The sequence below is a fragment of the Edaphobacter paludis genome (assembly GCF_039993895.1).
In the GTDB taxonomy this organism is placed as follows: domain Bacteria; phylum Acidobacteriota; class Terriglobia; order Terriglobales; family Acidobacteriaceae; genus Edaphobacter; species Edaphobacter paludis.
This window is the reverse complement of sequence record NZ_CP121194.1, coordinates 972,083-991,042: the sequence shown is the minus strand read 5'-3', so window position 1 is coordinate 991,042 and position 18,960 is coordinate 972,083. Positions and strand designations below refer to the sequence as shown.

Sequence of the window (18,960 nt, the reverse complement as noted above, 5' to 3'; positions counted from 1 at the left end):
CACGCGCTCTCCCTGGGGAGTCTCATCCATCTGCTGCCTACAATCCAAACTCTGACAAAGCCACTTGATCCGCTTCCGTCATCGGCGTCGCCTCAAGCTCAGCCTTGAACGAATCGTGGTTTACAACTTCAAGGAACGTCTGCACGCCGAAAACAACCACATCGCCCGTCACTTTCGCCGTCTCCCGCAGCAACTGCGGAATAAGCAATCGGCCTTGTGCGTCGATCTCCGCCATCTGGCCGTAATAGTTCGTCACGTCCAGAAACTTCTTCTTCGCCGGGTTCATGGAAGGGATCGCGGCCAGCTTCTCCTCGATCTTTTCCCACTCCTTCAGCGGATAGATCTCAGCCCGCTTCCCGTCTTTGCTGGTGATATAGAACTGCGGCCCATACAGCTCATCCACACGGCGCTTGAACTCAGCCGGCAGCTTTAGCCGGCCTTTCTCGTCCACGCGTGTTGGGTGATTTCCGCGAAACATATCAACCTCGGTACCCGGCCCAGCTCAATCTCTTCTTGAATCAGTCCAGCGGAGTAAAATCCCTCAGATCGCGCTCAGGTTCATCCCTTTTGGTCCACTTTCTACCACTCCGCTCCACCATCCTTACCCAGTGACCATCTGCTGTAAAGCACTAAATTGCGCAAAATAGTGCATTTCCCACAATGAAATGTGGAAAACTCGGCAAATTGTATATTTTAGAAATAAAACCCCTACATATAGTGTTAACTTGGCTGGTTCATACCAAGGACACTACTTGCAGACCCAAAATCCATCTGCTAGGCGAATTAAAAGCGAAAGAGAGTCCAGAGATTCGCTTAAACCTCGGTTGGAACCGCCAGCCTCTTTCGACGCAGCAGCCACACCAGATATGCCAGCACCGCCAGATTGATGAGCAGAAGACTCAAGCGAAACCAGCTTGGCCGTCGCACCAGTTCATACAGTTCCCAAGGCAAAAACGAGATTGTCAGGATCAAGGTCAGATATTCGGCCCAAACTTTCTCTAGCACCAACCCCACGCCTTCCGTCAGCGCCACCATCGAATAGGCAAACGTACCCAGGCTGATCATCTTAAGTTTATGTACGTCAATGAGATCAACTTTATTCAGCACGAGCGCAACGAAGCGGCTCTCGGGATCGAACTTCAGTGCCATGGCCACCCGCATCACGACGTCGCCAAGATCCTTATGCAGCATATGAATTGCGCCCATCCCGATGCAGAAGAACAGGATCGACTTGCCCAGCTTGAACAACCCAATCAGCAGTAGTCCGCGATCATGGTGCTTGCGTCCTCCGCGACGCGGTTGTCCCTGCGTCTGCACTACCGTTCGCTGCCCGCGCTGGGACTCGCTCTGCGTTGCCATCTAATTTCAAGTTGACGGTGGCACGCCGCAATTGTCAACGTAGCCCTCCCTTTCACTTCTCTTTCGCTGTATCAACAAACACACAATGAGATTGCTGTCCCTTCAATCAGCCCCTCCGCATCTCATTTTCCCGCGCATCCGATGGATACGGGTGCAATCCACTTCCTACAAGCCCGCGTAGATGCTAATGAGTGCCCTGCAGGGACGAGCTCAAGAAATCGAAACGACAAAGGACAACACCCATGAAGAAAACCATTCTCGCCACCATAGCTGCAGCAGCCCTGGCTATTACCTCGTTCAGCGCATACGCCCAGATGAAGGATCCCATGGTCGGCGGCGCAGCGATGTATCCAACCAAGACCATCGTCGAGAACGCCATGAACTCGCCGGTCCACACCACACTTGTCGCCGCTGTCAAGGCTGCTGGCCTGGTCGACACACTGAGCGGCCCCGGTCCCTTCACCGTCTTCGCACCGACCAACGAGGCCTTCGACAAACTACCCGCAGGCACCGTCGACAACCTGGTCAAACCAGAGAACAAAGCGGAACTCACCAAGATCCTCACCTACCATGTCGTTCCCGGTCGCGTCAGCTCCAAAGATCTGATGAAGATGATCAAAAAGGGCCACGGAAAAGCCATGTTGAAGACCGTGCAAGGTGAAGACCTCACCGCTACCATGTCGGGCGGCCACATCATGCTCACCGACGCCAAGGGTGGCATGGCGACCGTCACGACAGCAGACGTCTTCCAGTCCAACGGCGTCATCCACGTCATCGACACAGTTCTCATGCCCAGCTAATCACAAGCCAGGTTCGCCCAACTGCAACTCTTGAGGTGCCTCACCGGGCACCTCGTTTTTTGCATCCACTACATTAGCGACAACTCATGGCGGCAAATGCATACCTTCCACTCCCAACAATGGCTCCCTGTCCCCACGGAACTCGTCTTCGTCTTTTTTGCCAATCCCGCTAATCTTCCTCGCCTCATGCCGACGTGGCAGCAGGCTCGCATCGAAGAGGCCTCGATCGTCTCTCCACCCCCTCTGCTCAAACCTTCCTCACTCAACAATGTCTTCTCTGTCCTTGCGGCCGGCGCGGGCACCCGCCTCACCTTAAGTTTCCGGCCTATACCCTTTTCATTTATCCGCCTTCGATGGGTGGCTGAGATCGATTCCTTCTTATGGAATCATCACTTTTCTGACACCCAACTCCGCGGCCCTTTCGCGCACTGGCATCACACCCACACCCTCACCCCGGAAACTCGCAGCGACGAATCCGGCAACCCCATCCCAGGCACGCTGGTGCAGGACGAAGTTCAATACCGGCTCCCCCTCGGCAAATTAGGCAATCTCGCCAATGCACTTATCGCCCGGCAACTCCACCGAACCTTCGGCTACAGGCATCGCCGCACTCGCGAACTGCTCGCAGTCAACTCTCTTGCATAAAGAGCAAAGGGTCGCTATATGCGGCCCTTTGCTCCTTATGCAAAAAACTACGAGTGCTTCGCCAGAATCTGCTCCATCATCCTGCTCAGATACGGCCTTGCCTTCTCCAACGCCGCCTCCGCAGTCAGCCCATACTTCGCCCGCAAAGCCTCAACCCTGCCGTGCTCGATAAACTCATCCGGCCATCCCACCCGCACCACCGGAATCTGAACCTCAAGCCCATTCAGTGTCTCAAGCACGGCAGACCCGAAGCCACCAGCCAGCACATGGTCCTCAAGCGTAATTAACAGGCCGCAGCGTCCGCCAAACTCAGCAACGCACTCTCGGTCAACTGGCTTGGCAAATCGCGGATTGATCACCGCAGCAGCAAAGCCTTCACGCTCCAGCATCTCAGCCAGTCGCATCGCCTCCGGCAGCATCGCGCCCAGGCCCAAGATCGCTACATCCGCATGACCCGAATCTCGAATTACCTCGGCCTTACCAATCTCGAGCGCCACCGGCTGCGCTTTGACAGCTACGCCCGGGCCCGTCCCTCGCGGGTAGCGAATCGCCGACGGCCCATCGTGCAGCATCGCCGTGTACATCATGTCCGCCAGCTCGTCCTCGTCCTTGGGAACCATGTGGATGAGGTTCGGCACACTGCGCAGGTAGCTGATATCGAATAGCCCATGGTGCGTCGGCCCATCGTCTCCGCTCAGGCCGCCACGATCCATGCAGAAGACCACCGGTAAATTCTGCAGGCAGACATCATGCACAATCGGGTCAAAAGCCCGCTGCAAAAACGTCGAGTAGATCGCGCAAAAAGGCTTGTACCCCTTCGTCGCCATTCCGGCGGCAAAGATCACAGCGTGCTCTTCTGCGATGCCCACATCGAAGTACCGCTTCGGATGATGCGGTCGGAAAAGATCGAGCGCCGTACCGTTGGGCATCGCCGCCGTAATCGCGACTACCTTTTCGTTGCCATCCGCCAGCTTCGTCAACGACTCGGCAAATATCTCAGAATAAGTCTTCTGCCCCGCCGACTTGGTCTCACCTGTCTCGGCGTCGTACGGTCCCAATCCATGAAACTTCTTCTGTTTCTCCAGCGCTGGCTGAAATCCTCTACCCTTCTGCGTTATTGCATGCAGCACTACCGGCCGGTTCTGCGTCTTCAGAAATTTGAAGGTTTCAATCAAAAGCGGCAGATTGTGCCCGTCGAGCGGTCCGAAGTAACTCAGCCCGAACTCTTCGAACAACATACCCGGTCCAATCAATCCCTTCGCGGCTTCCTCGGCCTTGCGAACAACGTGCCGCGCCGTCTTGCCGCCATACTTTTCAAGCAAATCCGCTGCCCGATTGTGCAGGCTCGATACCGTCGGGTTAGTCACAATCTTGTGGAAGTATTCGGCGATGGCCCCCACATTCTTGTCGATCGACCAGGCATTATCGTTCAGCACAATAATCATTCGTCGAGTCTGGGCGGCAATATTGTTCAACGCCTCAAACGAGATCCCGTTGGTAAACGCCGCGTCCCCGGCCAGCGCAATTACATGCTCGCTTCCGCCGGACATGTCGCGCGCCACGGCCATCCCCAGCGCCGCGCTTAAAGCCGTTCCGGCATGGCCCGCGCCATAGCTGTCGTGCTCGCTCTCCGTACGGAGCATAAAGCCGTTGAGGCCACCCGGCTGCCGGATGGTGTGAAACAGCTTCTCTCGCCCCGTCAGCAGCTTGTGAACGTAGGCCTGATGGCTCACATCGAAGACAAAGCTATCTTTCGGGGTATCGAAGACATAGTGCATTGCCAGCGTCAGCTCGACCACGCCGAGGTTCGGCCCGATATGGCCGCCCGTCTTGGAGACACCGACGATTAGGCGCTCCCGAATCTCCTCAGCCAACTCCGTCAGTTGCGGGATGGTCAGCTTTTTTACATCCGCCGGGGATTCGATTGTCTCAAGAATGTTGCTCATCCCAACCGTTTCTGCAAGGCCACGCACCGAGCGCGACGCCCTGCCACACTACATAGACACCTAACCGCAATCGAAGTTCGCAGGAACTGCGGCAGCCCTTAAGTATACCAACCCCGGGCCCCTGATTACACCGTCACCGTCCGCCGGCCGAAAACCCTCAGCTCACCTGCCTGCTCCTAGCGCCGTCAGCTCATCTCATTCCAAACAAAATGTCCTCCTGCGCTCTAAAGACAGATGCCCGGCACTCGCAAAGAGCGCCGGGCATCATCGGTAGATCCTTTACTGGTGGTTGCCCTGTACATTCTCCACGGCAGTCAGTGTCCCCAACAGCCCATTGGCCTCATTGTCCGGCCCGGCTATGAAGTAAAGCGTTGTAGCCGTCCCCGCGCTCGCATCGTTGCCAAAGCCAATTGCCCATAGGCCATCGATGTTGATCGGATTGTTGTCCGTCCCTGTCAGCATCCCTTTGTACTTGCCGGTCACCTGATCGAACGCCAGAATTGCCCCGCTTTCCGAACTGGCGCTGTCCTGCTTCGCAAACGTCACGTAGATGATATTGCCGCCGATGTTTTGCACATTGAATGGCACCTATCCCTTGGGAAGACGCGGATCGTCGAAACTGCCTGCATCCTCCCCCTCTCCCTTCTGATGGTCGAAGCTGCCCCAGTTCTCGTCGTCCCTGTCACTCTGCAGTTGCACCCGCTTTAAACGTTGAATCGAACACCTCGACCCGGCCCTGGCGAAAATCCGCCGCATACAGGTAAGCCTGTGGCCCGCTCTCGGTCTGCGCCGTTGCAATCGTCACGCCCTTATAGACCGATGCACTCTTGTGGTTCACCTCGATCACAGCCTGGCTCAGGTTCACCCCTGGATTCCATCCGGAGATCATCCCATCTTCGGTAACGAACAGGAAGGCAGCCGCCTTTCCCGGAGCCAGAAGAAAGGCCGTGCTGTCCCCGTTAAAAACGACGCCCATGGGTGTGCCCGTCGGCGACTGCGTATTGTCACCGGTAGGGATGGTTACGACAAGCCCCTGCTTCACCCCGGTACCGTTATAAAGCGTCGACAATCCGGTTCCGTTGTCGGCCACCCACCACGGACTCGTCGAGCTGCGGGCCAAGCCCCACGAATTGACCAGGGCGCCATCCATCGTCGGCGCCAGCGACGCCTGGTTCGACACCAGGTTCGTCTGTTTATAGTGCTGTGTGGTCTGTGCAGTCGCATTCTGTCCGAAGCACGCGATGGCGAGCGCCAAGCCCAATATGGCTGACGCGTAGGCCTACTGTGACTTATGAAGGCTGGTCATGGAGTTCTCCTCGTGCGCCAATCGGGTGCCGAAATCCGGTAACCCCAGCGTCACACACCGAGAGTAAGCTCACATCCAACCCGCAAATGTCATCCCTTTGTCAGCAGCTTGTCATTTCATTCCCACCTGCTCGCCCACGCCTCCGTTACCCAACTACTCCAATTACGCTCATCATTCGTCCGGTAAATCCATGCTCCGCTCGATGCGAGAAGTACTTCCTCCCCCCATCGGAAACTGCGCACGCCGTACACTCCCCAACCACCGTAATCCGTTCTGCTGACACCCCGGCATCCATTAACTGGCGCCGGTTTGCCTCCCAGAGGTCGAGATGCATCTGCCCCTCACCCATCACCATGAATAACTCCCGAGCATAACTAAACCCAGACTCAAACCCAGACCGTACCTCCTCCCCTACCGCGTAGCAGCAAGATCCAATCGACGGTCCCACCGCTGCCACCAGGTCCTCTGGGCGCGATCCGTATTCCAGCCGCATGGTCTCAATTCCCCGCTCTACGATCCGTGCCACGGTACCCCTCCACCCCGCATGGAACGCGCCTACCACTCGCTTGCTTAGATCCGCCACCAGCACCGGAACGCAATCCGCCGTCTGCACCCCCAGCATCACCCCCGGCAGGTCGGTCACCGCCCCATCGCCCTCCATTACGGCTCTTCCGTCGGTCGTCTGCAACTTCCCTTCCCATACTCCATCCTCTTTACGGATTGGCCGGACCACCACTGAATGAACCTGCTTCAAAGTCACCACTTCAAACTGATCTCTCCCCCTCGAATCGCCCTGAGAAGCACCATAAAAACGATGTCTATTCTCTGCAATAAATGTCGGATCATCTTCCTTCGTCCACCCAAGATTCAGTGAGCTTCCGCCATAAACCGTGGAAACGCCACCCTCCCGCCTGCTAAAACCATGCCGCAGCCACTCATAGGAATTCCACCCTTGAACCTGCACAATCCTTACCTCTTTATTCCCAACAGCCATGTGATAACCTTTCTTTTGCCCGCAGCGTCCAAAGCACCAGCAACATACCGCGGATAACTCCCTTTTCTTTCAACAAAAGTTGCATCCTGACCCATCGCACTGTAATATACCGCGATTGTAGACATGAGAGTGAATGTGCCCACCGTACCCCCCCAATTTCTCCGCTCCCGTATCGGCAAAGTCTGCGTAGCTATAACCGGCTCCACGCCCGCCGAAATGCTTGAAAAAGCCAGCGCTGTCGTAAAAGAGACCCCTTTTATCGAGTTTCGTCTCGACTATCTCGAAAAGCCACTTGCTGCTCTCCCTAAATTCAAGCATTTCTTCACTGAAAATACCGCCGCTACTGGCATCGCAACCTGTCGACGCGCAGCCAATGGAGGGAAGTTCCCTGGCGCACTCGCCGCCGAACTCGAAATCCTCATGAAGGCAGCCGAAAGCGGCTTCCATATCGTCGATCTCGAACTAGAATCGGCAGAAGCCCTCAAGAAGGGCGAATTTCAGAAGTTGCGCGACACAGGCATTGCAATCATTGTCAGCCATCACGATTTTTCCGCTACCAAGGATCTTGAAGGCATCTATCACCGCATTGAGCCGTTCCATCCCGATTTCTACAAGATCGTTCCTACTGCCAAGACCCTCAACGACAATGTGACCCTCATGCGCTTCATCGAGCGCATGGAGGATCACTCGAACATCATCGGCATCTGCATGGGAGATGCTGGAATCATCTCCCGCGTGCTTGGTGTCCGGGCTGGCAGCGCCTTTACCTTTGCCGCCGCGACGATTGGCGAAGAGACTGGTCCCGGCCAGATCGCCGCGCGCACCCTCATCGACACCTACCGCATCGAGCAGGTAGATGCAGCCACCAAGGTCTACGGAGTGGCCGGCAATCCGATTGGCAGCTCGCTCTCTCCCGCCATGATGAATGCGGCTTTTCGCCGCGAAACGGTAAATGCCGTCTATCTCGCTCTGCAAACGCAAAAACTTACGGACCTGCTCAAACTTGTGCAGGAGATCCCCATTCAGGGCATCAGCGTGACCATGCCGCTGAAGGAGGAGATCATGGCCCACCTGGCGAAGACCGATCCGCTTTCCACGAAAATCGGCGCCTGCAATACCGTTCTACGAGCGCCGGATGGCAAGCTTTACGGCTTCAACACAGATGTTGCCGGCATTACCGGGCCGCTTGAAAAACGGCTGTCTCTCCGAGGTGCCAAAGTGCTGGTTGTGGGAGCGGGCGGCGCTGCCCGCGCTGCTGTCTTCGGCGTTCGGGACAAGGGTGCCGACGTGTTTATCCTCAATCGCACTCCGGAGACGGCACAGAAACTGGCACGTCAGTCCGGCTCCAAAACCATCAAGAAAGACGCATTGCCCAAGACCTCTTTCGACGTGATTATCAATGCGACCCCGCTTGGAATGGCCGGACAGAAGGGTGCGCAGATGTTGGAAGCGAAAGATCTGAATACCAAGCTGGTCTTCGATCTTGTCTACAATCCGGTCGAAACGCCACTGCTGCGAATGGCTCGGCAACAGAGTATTCCCATCATTACTGGCGTGGAGATGTTTGTGCAGCAAGGCGCGCGGCAGTTCGAGATCTGGACGGGCAAACCGGCTCCCGAAGAGGAGATGCTGCGGGTGGTCATCCACGCGCTGCGGCAGCAGGCGGAAGCCACGCCGGAAGCCCCGGAGCCGCCCACCAAAGCGAAGAAAAAAACATCCTGAAATTGCATTTTTCAGGAAAGAGAGAAACCTCGATTAATCGGTCTGCTGTTTACGCGACCTTCGTCCAAAGAATACAAACAGAAAAGCCACCTCGTCTTGAGGTGGCTTTTTCGATTGAAATGACGGAAAGCTAAAGGCTCTTGCCCTCGGCTGACGCCAGCTTCTCCTCGGCCTTGCGGGTAACGGCATTCGCTTCGTCGTACTTCTCGCCGTCGTCACCGGCTTCCTGCCAGAGCTTCTCGCCTTCAGCCAGCTCCTGCTGAGCTTCATTGCGATCGATCTCATCCGGATGAAGAGCAGTCTCAGCCAGAATTGTCACACGCTCCGGCAATACCTCGACAAATCCCCACGCAACGAAGAACTTCTGATCACCGGAGGTGCCTCCGTGTAGCCGAACCTCGCCTGCACCGAGTTCCGCAAGCAACGGAGCCGCTCCGTAAAGCGCCTCCAGATAGCCTGACATGGACGGCAGCTCGACTGCATCTGCCGTTGCGTCCAGCAGGACGCGGTCCGGCGTTACCAGCCTGACCGCTAACTGCCCCGTATTGCTGATTGTCTCTGCCATGGTTATGCCGTCTGCTTCATCTTCTCTGCTGCGGCGAGCACATCTTCGATTCCGCCCTTGAGATAGAAGGCCTGCTCCGGAATGTCATCGTGCTTGCCTTCGATGATCGCTTTGAAGCTTCGGATAGTGTCCTCGACCTTGACGTAGGCACCGGGAATACCGGTGAAGATCTCAGCCACGTGGAAGGGCTGCGACAGGAAGCGCTGGACTTTACGTGCCCGCGCGACGGTAATCTTGTCCTCTTCCGAAAGCTCGTCGATGCCAAGGATGGCGATGATGTCCTGAAGGTCCTTGTAGCGCTGGAGGATCTTCTTGACGCCCTGGGCGACATCGTAATGCTCCTGGCCGACGATGCGCGGAGAGAGGATGCGCGAGGTGGAGGCCAGAGGATCCACAGCAGGATAAATACCAAGCTCCGACAGCGGACGCGAGAGCACCGTAGTTGCGTCAAGGTGGGCAAACGTCGTCGCCGGCGCAGGGTCGGTCAAGTCGTCGGCAGGTACGTAAACGGCCTGAACGGACGTGATCGAGCCCTTCTTGGTCGAGGTGATGCGCTCCTGCAGTTCTCCCATCTCAGTGGCGAGGTTCGGCTGGTAGCCTACGGCGGACGGCATACGGCCAAGCAGCGTGGAAACCTCGGAACCGGCTTGGGTGAAGCGGAAGATATTGTCGATGAAGAGCAGCGTGTCGGCACCCTCTTCGTCACGGAAGTTTTCCGCAACGGTGAGGCCGGTGAGCGCCACTCGGAGACGCGCCCCTGGGGGCTCGGTCATCTGTCCATAGACAAGCGTTGCTTTGCTCTTGGGCAGGTCTTTAAGGTCAATAACGCCGGACTCCTGAAACTCCATCCAGAGGTCATTGCCCTCGCGCGTACGCTCTCCGACGCCAGCGAATACAGAGAAACCGCCGTGCTTGGTCGCAACGTTGTTGATGAGCTCCTGAATGATGACTGTCTTACCGACGCCAGCGCCGCCAAAGAGGCCGATTTTGCCGCCCTTAAGGAAGGGCTGGATGAGGTCAATGACCTTGATGCCGGTCTCGAACATCTCTTCGCTGGTGGACTGCTCGTCGAACGCGGGAGCCTGCCGATGGATGGGCATGTGCACCTTCGCGTTGACCGGGCCAAGCTCGTCGACTGGCTCCCCGAGCACGTTGAGCACGCGGCCCAGCGTCTCGCGGCCTACCGGCACCATGATGCCTGCGCCGGTATCGATCGCCTTCATCCCGCGAACCATGCCCTCGGTGGCGACCATCGCGATGCAGCGCACGCGGCCTTCGCCGAGATGCTGCTGTACCTCGACGACGACATCGAGCGGGGTGGGAACGTCGAAGCCCTCGCTGACGATGCGCAGCGCCTGGAAGATGGGCGGCATGTGCGCCTCTTCGAACTGAACGTCAACGGCCGGGCCGCTGATCGAGATTACTTTTCCAATGTTGTCTGCCATAAGTCTCTTTCGTTTCCGCAGTTGCCTGTTGGTTACAGAAATTGCCTGTTGTCTACAGAGCGGCTGCGCCACTCACAATCTCAATAATTTCCTTCGTAATCGCCGCCTGCCGCACACGGTTCATCGTGAGCGAGAGCGCGTCGATCATATCTCCGGCGTTGCTGGTCGCTGAATCCATCGCCGTCATGCGGGCGGCATGTTCTGCCGCGACCGACTCCAACAGCGCGTGAAAGATCTGCGTGGTGACATAGCGCGGCATCAGATGACGGAACAGCCGTGCTGGCTCCTGGTCGAAGATGTAGTCCACCTCGGCAGTGCCGAACTTCTTTGCCTCGGCGTCGAGCGCCGACTCACCTTGATCGGTGATGGTGATGCCCGCGGTGCGCGCTGCATGAGCTGCCGCATCGCGCTGCTCTTCGCTCATGACCTCGGCCACAGTAATCTCGTGCGAGCCGAGCTTGCGAATCGGAAGTAGCTTTTCGACCACGACACGCTGCGAGATGACCGACTTGAACTCGTTATAGACCACGTAGACCGAGTCAATCTCCGAACGCGTATAGCGGTCGATGATGGAGTGGGCCATGTCCGATACTTCGTCGATCTCGATCTTCAGCAGCATCGTAGGATGGTCGCCCGTCACCTCGATCGGTGCCGCACGATGCCGGATCACCTCAAAGTGGGTCGCAAGATCGTTGTCGTAGTGCTCTTCCTTCTTCTCGTAGTTGGCCACCGGATAGCGCTTGCGGAACATATCGCGCGCTTTGCGCCCCACCGGCTCGATATCGACGGTCTGCCCCAGTGCGCGGCGAGCATCGATAAAGCCCTGCGCTGCCTTGACGATGTTCGAGTTGAAGGCACCGGCAAATCCCTTGTCGCCGGCGACGACCACGACGAGAACATTCTTCTCTTCCCGCTCGACCAGTAGCGGATGAACCACATCGCCGGTCTGCGGGTTGTAGAGATCGGTGCGGCGTACCAGCGACTCCAATACGTTCGACAGCATCTGCGCATAGGGTCGCGCCAGCATGGCACGCTCCTGCGCGCGGCGCAGCTTGGCCGCCGACACCATTTTCATGGCCTTCGTGATCTGCCGCGTGTTCTTCACACTGCGGATGCGACGCCGTAAATCGAGTACGTTTGCCATGATTTATTTAGCCGCGACCGCTTCCTTCTGCTCTCTCTGATCCTTGATCCCGGCGAGAAAGTTCGACTTGTAATCCTTGATGGCCACAGTGAGCCGTGCCTTTAGATCGTCATCGAGTGCCTTCTTCGTTGCGATATCGGTAAGGATCGACGCCTGCGCCGATTCGAGATACGGATAAAAGCCGTCCTCGAAGGCGCGAAGGTCTCTCACTTCCACGTCGTCGAGCAATCCATTCACGCCAGCGAAGAGAATTGCCACCTGCTTCTCCGCCGAAAGTGGCTGGAACTGCGGCTGCTTGAGAAGCTCCGTCAGACGCTGACCGCGGTTCAGCTGCTGCTGCGTTACCTTGTCGAGGTCCGAACCAAACTGCGCGAAGGCGGCAAGCTCGCGATACTGCGCGAGGTCGAGCTTCAGCGTGGCGCCTACCTGTTTGGTCGCCTTAGTGGCGGCAGAAAATCCGACACGCGAGACCGACAGGCCGACGTTGACGGCGGGACGAACACCCGAGTTGAAGAGGTCGGTTTCGAGGAAGATCTGGCCATCGGTGATGGAGATAACGTTGGTCGGAATGTAAGCCGAAACGTCACCCGCCTGGGTTTCGATGATGGGCAGCGCGGTGAGCGAGCCGCCGCCGAGCTTGTCCGAGACCTTGGAACTGCGTTCGAGCAGGCGCGAGTGGAGATAGAAGACGTCGCCCGGGTAGGCTTCGCGGCCTGGCGGACGGCGGAGCAGCAGCGAGATTTCACGATAGCTGGCAGCATGCTTCGAGAGATCGTCATAGATGATCAGTGCATGCTTGCCGCTATCGCGGAAGTATTCGCCCATGGCAGTGGCGGCGAAGGGAGCGAGGTACTGCATGGGCGCGGGCTCGGAGGCAGTGGCAGCGACCACAATGGTGTAAGCCATGGCGCCGTACTCTTCGAGCGTCTGCACGACCTGCGCGACCGACGAACGCTTCTGGCCCACGGCGCAATAGATGCAGATGAGGTTGTTCTTCGCCGAATTGATGATGGTGTCGAGCGCGATGGCGGTCTTGCCGGTCTGGCGGTCGCCAATCAGCAATTCGCGCTGGCCGCGGCCGATTGGGATCATCGTGTCGATGGCTTTGATGCCGGTGGCCATGGGCTCGCGCACGGACTGGCGGTCGATGACGCCGGGAGCAAGGCGCTCGACGGGGAGATATTTGTCGGTGTTGATGGGGCCCTTGTCGTCAATAGGCTCGCCGAGCGCGTTGACCACGCGGCCGATGAGGGCCTCGCCGACGGGCACGGACATGATGCGGCCGGTGCGCTTGACTTGGTCGCCTTCTTTAATCTCGGTATAGTCGCCGAGCAGCACCGCGCCGACCTGATCCTCGTCGAGGTTCATCGCGAGACCAGCAACGCCGTGGGGGAATTCAATCAGTTCGCCAGCCATGACCTTGTCGAGGCCGTGGACGCGCGCAATACCGTCGCCGAGCGAGATGACCGTGCCGACCTCGTCTACCTGGATGCGTTGCTCATAGTTCTCAATCTGCTGGCGAAGCAGTTCGGTTATCTCATCAGCCTTGATCTTTGCCATGTCTTCCTTCTACTCGATTCGTATCTATCTCAAAATTTGATGTCGTTGCTGACGAAACTCAGGCGTTGACCAGTTTTCGCTTCAATTGCTGGAATTGTCCCCGAAGCGAGCCGTCGTAGACCGTCGATCCGATGCGCACCACAGCCCCGCCCAGCAAGGCTGCATCTTCCCGGTACGTTGCTCGAACGCGGCCTCCGGCCACTTTGGCCACCTGTGCCTCAAGCTCGACGCGGTCTTCGTTATTCAGCGGACGCGCGCTCGTGATCTCGGCTTCCGCCAAACCGGATTGTTCATCTGCAATCTCGTGGTATTCCGTAATGATTTCGTCCAACTCGGCAAGACGTTGGTGATTCATAATGACGGCGAGAAAGTTCCGCACCTGCGGGATCATGCCAATGCGGCTGACAATAGCATCAAGAATCTTCAACTTCTGTTCATTGACGATCGACGGATTCATCAGGACTTCCCGCAGTTCATGACTGTCGGCGAGGGTTTCGCTGAAGTCGCGCAGCTGTTGCTGGGCGGCATTTGAATCCAGATGGTTGGATGCCGCCACCGAGGCGAATGCATGGGCATAACGAAGAGTAAGAGCGGACATTAGTTTTCTCCGCCCTTCGAGTCTTCGCCAGTCAGACGGCGGGCAAAACCCTGCACCAGCAGGCGGTCGGTCTCTGCCGTGACCACAAGCTTGCGTGCAGCCTGCTCAATGGCCAGGTCGGCAGCGTACTGCTGAAGCTGCTTGCGGGCAGTGACCGTTGCTGCGGAAATTTCCTGCTCGGCAGCGCGCAGAATTTTCTGCTTCTCTTCCTCAACCGAGGCCTTGATGCGCTGTTCATCGAGTGCCGAATCCTTCTCGGCCTGGGCGCGCATAGCGGCAATCTGTTCGTCGAGCTTGCCCAGGCGGCTCTCAACGCTATTCAACCGGGCGCTGGCCTCTTCGGTGGCAGTGCGCGCATCGACCAGATGCTTCTGGATTGCGGTGTTGCGGTCACGGAAGGTCTTGGGCAGCGTCTTGAGCAGGAACCAGCCGACCAGAATTGCGAGCACAATGAAATTGGCAACTGTGAACGCTGTCGCTGCCTGCTCGGCGTTCATGCCCAGCTTAGCGCCCAGAGCCCGTACCGCGGGGGAGTGGCGATACTCGTCGTTCTCGTCCTTCTCCTGTTGGTTCTTCTCCGGAGACTGCGCCTCGGGCGTGCTCATGCGGCCGCCGTCGGCAGAGGCCGTGGCCTGCTGTGCGACTGCGTGAAAGGCGGGGGCGAAAAGCAGCGTCGCCACAATCAGTGAGGGGAGAAGTCGCTTCATTGGGGAAAGTCTGGCCTGAAATTTCACTGGGCAACCTCTTCCGGCTGCCTTATGCCAGCGGGCAGCACCGCGCTCAGAATGCGCGAGCTGAGTTCAGCGCTCATGCCCTCGATCTGCGCTCGGGCGCTTGTGGCGCTCTGCTCGATGTCCTGCTTTGCCGCGAGGATCCGTTGCTGCGTGGCGCGGCGGACTTCCTCGATAGCTGAATCGCGCTCCGCGTTCCACTGCTTCAATTTCTGGTCGCGGGCGTGGAAGATCTCAGCCTTGGCCTGGCGCAGTTTGTCCTCGTAGACAGAGGTCTCTGCCTCCGCGGCGGCAATGGCCCCTCGCGCCTGTTCGACCGCTCCGGTCGTACGAGCGCGCCGCTCGGCGAGAATGCGGTCCAGCGGACGCCTCACCAGAAGCCCATAGGTGATGACGAGCAAAATAAAAAAGATCATGGTCGGCACGGAGCCGAGCACAAGTCCACCGAGTTGGTTGAGTATCTCGTCCATGAATTAGGGTCGGCAGCAGCCGCTCAGAAGTCCTGTCGCAGTCTGATTTTCCACACTGATCTTATTCAACTTGGTGTTGAGTGTGCGGTTGACTTGCTCGATGCGATACATCTAGTTCTAGCAAAGCGTTTACAACAGTGTCAAACCAGCAGGAGCCAATCTTGCCATTTCCTCAACCTGCAAAATCTTTCGTCTCACGATGGCGCGACTTTTCAAAATCGGCCTTTGACTTTTGCCCCGAAGGGGTTAAACTGAAAGATACCACCCGGACCCTATATTCTGGGTCACATAGGTCGCGTGACTGGGACACCACCTCCGCTCCCCTTCAGGCGACCTATGCTAGTTAAATACGCTCCGTGAATCTGCTGAAGCGATTAAGCAACGATGCAGGCCCACGCGCCGTAATATAGGCCAGATTGCCCTCAAACCGCTTTTTTTCAAGCACAGCCCCAGCCTCCAGCGCTGCCAATATGGAGCCTTCCGATTGCGGTATGCGAAGTCGCACCCGAATCAGCGGATCGACAACCAACGCATCGTCGATCGCCGCCAGTAACTCCTCCAGACCCTGCTTTTTTAATCCCGAGACCAGAATTCCCTCCGTCAGCTGTTCCCGATCCGCCACAGTCAGCAGGTCGGCCTTGTTCAAAACCTCAATCACGGGCTTTTTCGTGATGTCCAACTCGCTCAAAACCTTTTCTACCTGCGCTTTCTGCTCATCCATCATAGGACTGGAGGCATCCCGGACGTGCAACAGAATCTCCGCGCGTTCGACCTCTTCAAGCGTTGCCCGAAAGCTCGTCACCAGCGTGTGCGGCAGGTTGCGAATGAATCCCACCGTGTCCGACAGCAAAATTTTGCGCCGCGAGGGAAGCTGCAACTGCCGCAGCTTCGGATCGAGCGTTGCAAACATGCGGGATGATTCCAGCACCCCTGCTTCCGTTAGCGCGTTGAACAGCGTACTCTTTCCGGCATTCGTATAGCCCACCAGCGCCACAACTGGCACCGGAACCGCCTCCCGGCGCTGTCGCTGCTGCCGCCGAATCCGTCGCACCGCCTCCAGTTGTTCCTTCACATGGTCGATGCGCAGGTTGATCTTGCGGCGATCGGTCTCGAGCTGGGTCTCGCCCGGCCCTCTTGTGCCGATGCCGCCGCCAAGCTGCGACATCGCCTTGCCCCTGCCCGCAAGCCGCGGAAGCTGATACTCCAGTTGCGCGAGTTCCACCTGCAACTGGCCCTCACGAGTACGCGCATGACGCGCAAAAATGTCCAGAATCAACTGTGTCCGGTCGATCACCCGGCATGGCAGCTTTGCTTCAAGATTGCGCAACTGCGAAGGCGTCAGATCATGGTCAAACAGCACCAGGTCCGCGCCCGTCGAGGCCAGAACGCCTTCAATCTCTTCCAGCTTGCCCTGCCCTACCAGCGTCGCCGGATCGGGCCGTGCACGCCGCTGAATCAGCGTCGCCGCTACCTCAGCCCCAGCGCTGCGGGCAAGCTCTTCAAACTCCGCCAGCGAAGCGTCAAAGTCCAAATCGACAGCGCGCACCGAAGCCACCTTAGCCACTTCGCCTTCATCGAAGCCGAGTTGTCCGGAGTCCGCAGAGACCGCAGCTGCCTTGCGAGCGAGCCGCGCCGCCGAGGTCAGCTTACGCCGCTCCCCGGTGAACTCCACCGCCACAAGTATGGCGCGTTCGGCGTTCTGGCCTGCGCCCTGCGAGCTGCGCGCGGCAACCATCGCAGCCTCCTGCGCGGCAACGAGACTACGCCGCGCAGGCTTGGCTGCGATTACGTCTTTACTTCCAGTTTTGATCAACGATTAACAGTACCCTGGGTTCCAGTTGCCTCTGGCGAAGGTGCGCTGGCAGCCGGCGATGGGTGGGGGATGCCCGTCCTCGGTTCAGGTCGGGACTCGGGCCTGCTGTCCGAGCGCAGCTCCAAATGGGCACCGGCGCGGCCGCTCACCACCGTGGAGATGGCGTGCTTGAAGATCAATTGTTCCTGGCTGTTGTTCTCCAACAGCACCGAGTATTTATCGAACGAGCGTATCTTCCCGGTCAGCTTGACGCCGCTTACCAGATAGATCGTAATCGGGCTCTTATCTTTTCGAACCGTATTGAGAAAAGTGTCCTGAATGTTCTGTGCCGGCTTTGATTCCATGGTGCCGATCTCCTTAGCTTTGAGCTAAATTCTGTTCCAGTAAAAAGTCCGCCATACCGCATTTACTTCAGCAATGAACCCAGTCTTTTTAGCAACCGGGACTGAAGCCAAGATTGTCAAACAATACGACCATCTGCTGCTTTTATCAACTCGCGCGACCCAATAGCTACACTTAGGTCGCGCCGAGTCTATTAGACGCAGCTCGATCCGGAATGGACGCCTGCCACCTGCACACTTTCTTGGGATATACCATGACAGGGTGGCAGAAAACTCCCAACCTGTTCCGATGCTCGATTTTGCGCGCCAGTTTGCCGCGATTCGCCCCGAAGTCCTGACCGCCATCGAAAGCGTCTGCGACTCCCAGCAATTTATCCACGGCCCCCAGGTCACCAGCTTCGAGCACGCGGCCGCGACCGCCTGCGCAGCACCCCACGCCATCGGCTGTGCCAGCGGCACCGACGCCCTTTGGCTGGCCATGGCCGCCGCCGGAATCGGGCCTGGCGACGCCGTTATTACCACCCCCTTCAGCTTCTTCGCCTCGGTCAGCTCTATCCTGCGCTGCGGTGCGCAACCTCTTCTGGCAGATATAGATCCTTTGACCTTCAACCTCTCCGCCGATGCGGTTGCAAGGGTCCTGAACACTCCGGCCGGAGCCAATGTCAAAGCTGTCCTGCCCGTTCATCTCTACGGCCAGTGTGCCGATTGGGACGCCTTCAATGCCCTGAAGCAGCGTTACAACCTTCTCCTCATCGAAGATGCCGCACAAGCCTTCGGTGCGGCCTGGAACGGCACCCCAGCCGGAGCGCTCGGCGACCTCGCCGCCTTCAGCTTCTACCCCACCAAGAACCTCAGCGCCTTTGGCGATGCCGGCCTGCTGACCACGCTCTCTGACGCATACGACGAGCGCGCTCGCATGTTGCGAGCTCACGGAATGCGCCGCCGCTACTTCCACGACGAGGTTGGCTGGAACTCCCGCCTCGACACCATCCAGGCCGCCGTACTCGAAGTCAAATTGCGCTATTTGCCCGAGTGGAACCAGCAGCGACGGGACCGCGCCGCACGCTACGATCAACTGCTCCGCGATGCTGGACTGACCGCTACCTCCCCCAACGAAGGCATCGTGCTACCCGTCACCGATCCTCGCGCCACGCACGTCTTCCACCAGTACGTCATCCGCGCACCGCGACGCGACGCCCTGCGCCAGCACCTTAGCGACCGCCAAATTGGCAGCGAGATCTACTACCCTCTGCCGCTGCACTTGCAGACCAGCCTCGCCGACCTCGGCTACAAGCGCGGCGACTTCCCCGTCAGCGAAACCGCAGCCGACGAAGTTCTCGCCCTGCCGATTTATCCCGAACTACGCGACGACGAACAGCAGACGGTGGCAGAAGCCATCGCCACTTTCTACACTTGAATATTTTCAATATTTTGATGAATACGATATCTCTGTAAATACAGGGAGACCGTTGGTTGGGCAGTGGAGAGCCCTCGGTATTCGTCTTTCGCCAGATCGGGAAA

The 18,960-nt window shown here is 57.9% G+C and carries 19 protein-coding genes; 4 read left to right on the top strand and 15 right to left on the bottom strand.

Annotation, left to right across the window (positions count from 1 at the left end):
- Positions 1 to 37 precede the first annotated feature (37 nt).
- Both P4G45_RS03970 and P4G45_RS03965 read right to left on the bottom strand, forming a co-directional pair.
- Positions 38 to 478: a division/cell wall cluster transcriptional repressor MraZ gene (locus P4G45_RS03970; protein ID WP_348268381.1), complete on the bottom strand. Its 441-nt coding sequence runs from the start codon at positions 476 to 478 to the stop codon at positions 38 to 40.
- 335 nt (positions 479 to 813) lie between these two features.
- Entirely contained in the window at positions 814 to 1,317 is a 504-nt protein-coding gene (locus tag P4G45_RS03965; RefSeq protein WP_348268380.1) for a DUF2127 domain-containing protein, read from the bottom strand.
- 284 nt (positions 1,318 to 1,601) lie between these two features.
- On the opposite strand from P4G45_RS03965, the gene P4G45_RS03960 reads away from it, so the two are divergent.
- Entirely contained in the window at positions 1,602 to 2,159 is a 558-nt protein-coding gene (locus tag P4G45_RS03960) for a fasciclin domain-containing protein (protein WP_348268379.1), read from the top strand.
- A 96-nt stretch (positions 2,160 to 2,255) separates the two neighbouring features.
- Positions 2,256 to 2,804 (top strand): SRPBCC family protein, encoded by a 549-nt coding sequence (locus P4G45_RS03955; RefSeq protein ID WP_348268378.1) that lies wholly within the window; start codon positions 2,256 to 2,258, stop codon positions 2,802 to 2,804.
- Positions 2,805 to 2,851: 47 nt separating this feature from the next.
- Here the strand turns inward: P4G45_RS03955 and dxs are convergent, their stop codons facing one another.
- The 4 genes from dxs to pgeF form a co-directional block, all read right to left on the bottom strand.
- The gene (dxs, locus tag P4G45_RS03950; RefSeq protein ID WP_348268377.1) at positions 2,852 to 4,750 is read right to left on the bottom strand and encodes a 1-deoxy-D-xylulose-5-phosphate synthase; all 1,899 of its coding nucleotides are present in this window, start codon (positions 4,748 to 4,750) and stop codon (positions 2,852 to 2,854) included.
- Between the two features lie 279 nt (positions 4,751 to 5,029).
- The gene (locus P4G45_RS03945) at positions 5,030 to 5,338 is read right to left on the bottom strand and encodes a hypothetical protein (protein ID WP_348268376.1); all 309 of its coding nucleotides are present in this window, start codon (positions 5,336 to 5,338) and stop codon (positions 5,030 to 5,032) included.
- Between the two features lie 94 nt (positions 5,339 to 5,432).
- Positions 5,433 to 6,005 carry a TIGR03118 family protein gene (locus P4G45_RS03940; protein WP_348268375.1) on the bottom strand — a complete coding sequence of 191 codons (573 nt, stop codon included), beginning with the start codon at positions 6,003 to 6,005 and terminating at the stop codon, positions 5,433 to 5,435.
- A gap of 196 nt (positions 6,006 to 6,201) precedes the next feature.
- Positions 6,202 to 7,050, bottom strand: a complete 849-nt coding sequence (pgeF, locus tag P4G45_RS03935) for a peptidoglycan editing factor PgeF (protein WP_348268374.1) — start codon at positions 7,048 to 7,050, stop codon at positions 6,202 to 6,204.
- Positions 7,051 to 7,185: 135 nt separating this feature from the next.
- Here pgeF and aroE point away from each other — a divergent pair, with 135 nt between their 5' ends.
- The gene (aroE, locus tag P4G45_RS03930; protein ID WP_348268373.1) at positions 7,186 to 8,772 is read left to right on the top strand and encodes a shikimate dehydrogenase; all 1,587 of its coding nucleotides are present in this window, start codon (positions 7,186 to 7,188) and stop codon (positions 8,770 to 8,772) included.
- A gap of 130 nt (positions 8,773 to 8,902) precedes the next feature.
- Here the strand turns inward: aroE and atpC are convergent, their stop codons facing one another.
- The 9 genes from atpC to hfq all read right to left on the bottom strand — a co-directional run bounded on the left by atpC (position 8,903) and on the right by hfq (position 17,442).
- Entirely contained in the window at positions 8,903 to 9,337 is a 435-nt protein-coding gene (gene atpC / locus P4G45_RS03925; protein ID WP_348268372.1) for an ATP synthase F1 subunit epsilon, read from the bottom strand.
- Positions 9,338 to 9,339: 2 nt separating this feature from the next.
- Positions 9,340 to 10,782: a F0F1 ATP synthase subunit beta gene (gene atpD, locus P4G45_RS03920; protein WP_348268371.1), complete on the bottom strand. Its 1,443-nt coding sequence runs from the start codon at positions 10,780 to 10,782 to the stop codon at positions 9,340 to 9,342.
- Between the two features lie 52 nt (positions 10,783 to 10,834).
- Entirely contained in the window at positions 10,835 to 11,926 is a 1,092-nt protein-coding gene (locus P4G45_RS03915; protein WP_348268370.1) for a FoF1 ATP synthase subunit gamma, read from the bottom strand.
- 3 nt (positions 11,927 to 11,929) lie between these two features.
- A complete protein-coding gene (gene atpA, locus P4G45_RS03910; protein WP_348268369.1) occupies positions 11,930 to 13,486 on the bottom strand; it encodes a F0F1 ATP synthase subunit alpha in 1,557 nt (518 codons plus the stop codon).
- Between the two features lie 58 nt (positions 13,487 to 13,544).
- Entirely contained in the window at positions 13,545 to 14,084 is a 540-nt protein-coding gene (atpH, locus tag P4G45_RS03905) for an ATP synthase F1 subunit delta (protein ID WP_348268368.1), read from the bottom strand.
- Entirely contained in the window at positions 14,084 to 14,791 is a 708-nt protein-coding gene (locus P4G45_RS03900; protein WP_348268367.1) for an ATP synthase F0 subunit B, read from the bottom strand. Before P4G45_RS03900 ends, atpH begins: the two co-directional genes overlap by 1 nt.
- A gap of 23 nt (positions 14,792 to 14,814) precedes the next feature.
- Positions 14,815 to 15,285: an ATP synthase F0 subunit B gene (locus P4G45_RS03895; RefSeq protein WP_348268366.1), complete on the bottom strand. Its 471-nt coding sequence runs from the start codon at positions 15,283 to 15,285 to the stop codon at positions 14,815 to 14,817.
- Positions 15,286 to 15,628: 343 nt separating this feature from the next.
- Positions 15,629 to 17,020, bottom strand: coding sequence for a GTPase HflX (gene hflX / locus P4G45_RS03890; RefSeq protein WP_348269210.1), 1,392 nt, complete (start codon positions 17,018 to 17,020; stop codon positions 15,629 to 15,631).
- A 74-nt stretch (positions 17,021 to 17,094) separates the two neighbouring features.
- Positions 17,095 to 17,442, bottom strand: coding sequence for an RNA chaperone Hfq (hfq, locus tag P4G45_RS03885; RefSeq protein ID WP_348268365.1), 348 nt, complete (start codon positions 17,440 to 17,442; stop codon positions 17,095 to 17,097).
- 259 nt (positions 17,443 to 17,701) lie between these two features.
- On the opposite strand from hfq, the gene P4G45_RS03880 reads away from it, so the two are divergent.
- Positions 17,702 to 18,856, top strand: a complete 1,155-nt coding sequence (locus P4G45_RS03880) for a DegT/DnrJ/EryC1/StrS family aminotransferase (protein WP_348268364.1) — start codon at positions 17,702 to 17,704, stop codon at positions 18,854 to 18,856.
- Positions 18,857 to 18,960 lie beyond the last annotated feature (104 nt).

Excerpts from the sequence above, each read along its gene's own strand:
- P4G45_RS03900 (WP_348268367.1), bottom strand. The coding sequence starts at position 14,791 with ATGAAGCGACTTCTCCCCTCACTGATTGTGGCGACGCTGCTTTTCGCC.
- dxs (WP_348268377.1), bottom strand. The coding sequence starts at position 4,750 with ATGAGCAACATTCTTGAGACAATCGAATCCCCGGCGGATGTAAAAAAG.
- atpC (WP_348268372.1), bottom strand. The coding sequence starts at position 9,337 with ATGGCAGAGACAATCAGCAATACGGGGCAGTTAGCGGTCAGGCTGGTA.
- atpA (WP_348268369.1), bottom strand. The coding sequence starts at position 13,486 with ATGGCAAAGATCAAGGCTGATGAGATAACCGAACTGCTTCGCCAGCAG.
- P4G45_RS03915 (WP_348268370.1), bottom strand. The coding sequence starts at position 11,926 with ATGGCAAACGTACTCGATTTACGGCGTCGCATCCGCAGTGTGAAGAAC.
- P4G45_RS03895 (WP_348268366.1), bottom strand. The coding sequence starts at position 15,285 with ATGGACGAGATACTCAACCAACTCGGTGGACTTGTGCTCGGCTCCGTG.
- atpH (WP_348268368.1), bottom strand. The coding sequence starts at position 14,084 with ATGTCCGCTCTTACTCTTCGTTATGCCCATGCATTCGCCTCGGTGGCG.
- hfq (WP_348268365.1), bottom strand. The coding sequence starts at position 17,442 with ATGGAATCAAAGCCGGCACAGAACATTCAGGACACTTTTCTCAATACG.
- atpD (WP_348268371.1), bottom strand. The coding sequence starts at position 10,782 with ATGGCAGACAACATTGGAAAAGTAATCTCGATCAGCGGCCCGGCCGTT.
- P4G45_RS03960 (WP_348268379.1), top strand. The coding sequence starts at position 1,602 with ATGAAGAAAACCATTCTCGCCACCATAGCTGCAGCAGCCCTGGCTATT.
- P4G45_RS03970 (WP_348268381.1), bottom strand. The coding sequence starts at position 478 with ATGTTTCGCGGAAATCACCCAACACGCGTGGACGAGAAAGGCCGGCTA.
- pgeF (WP_348268374.1), bottom strand. The coding sequence starts at position 7,050 with ATGGCTGTTGGGAATAAAGAGGTAAGGATTGTGCAGGTTCAAGGGTGG.
- hflX (WP_348269210.1), bottom strand. The coding sequence starts at position 17,020 with ATGGTTGCCGCGCGCAGCTCGCAGGGCGCAGGCCAGAACGCCGAACGC.
- P4G45_RS03955 (WP_348268378.1), top strand. The coding sequence starts at position 2,256 with ATGCATACCTTCCACTCCCAACAATGGCTCCCTGTCCCCACGGAACTC.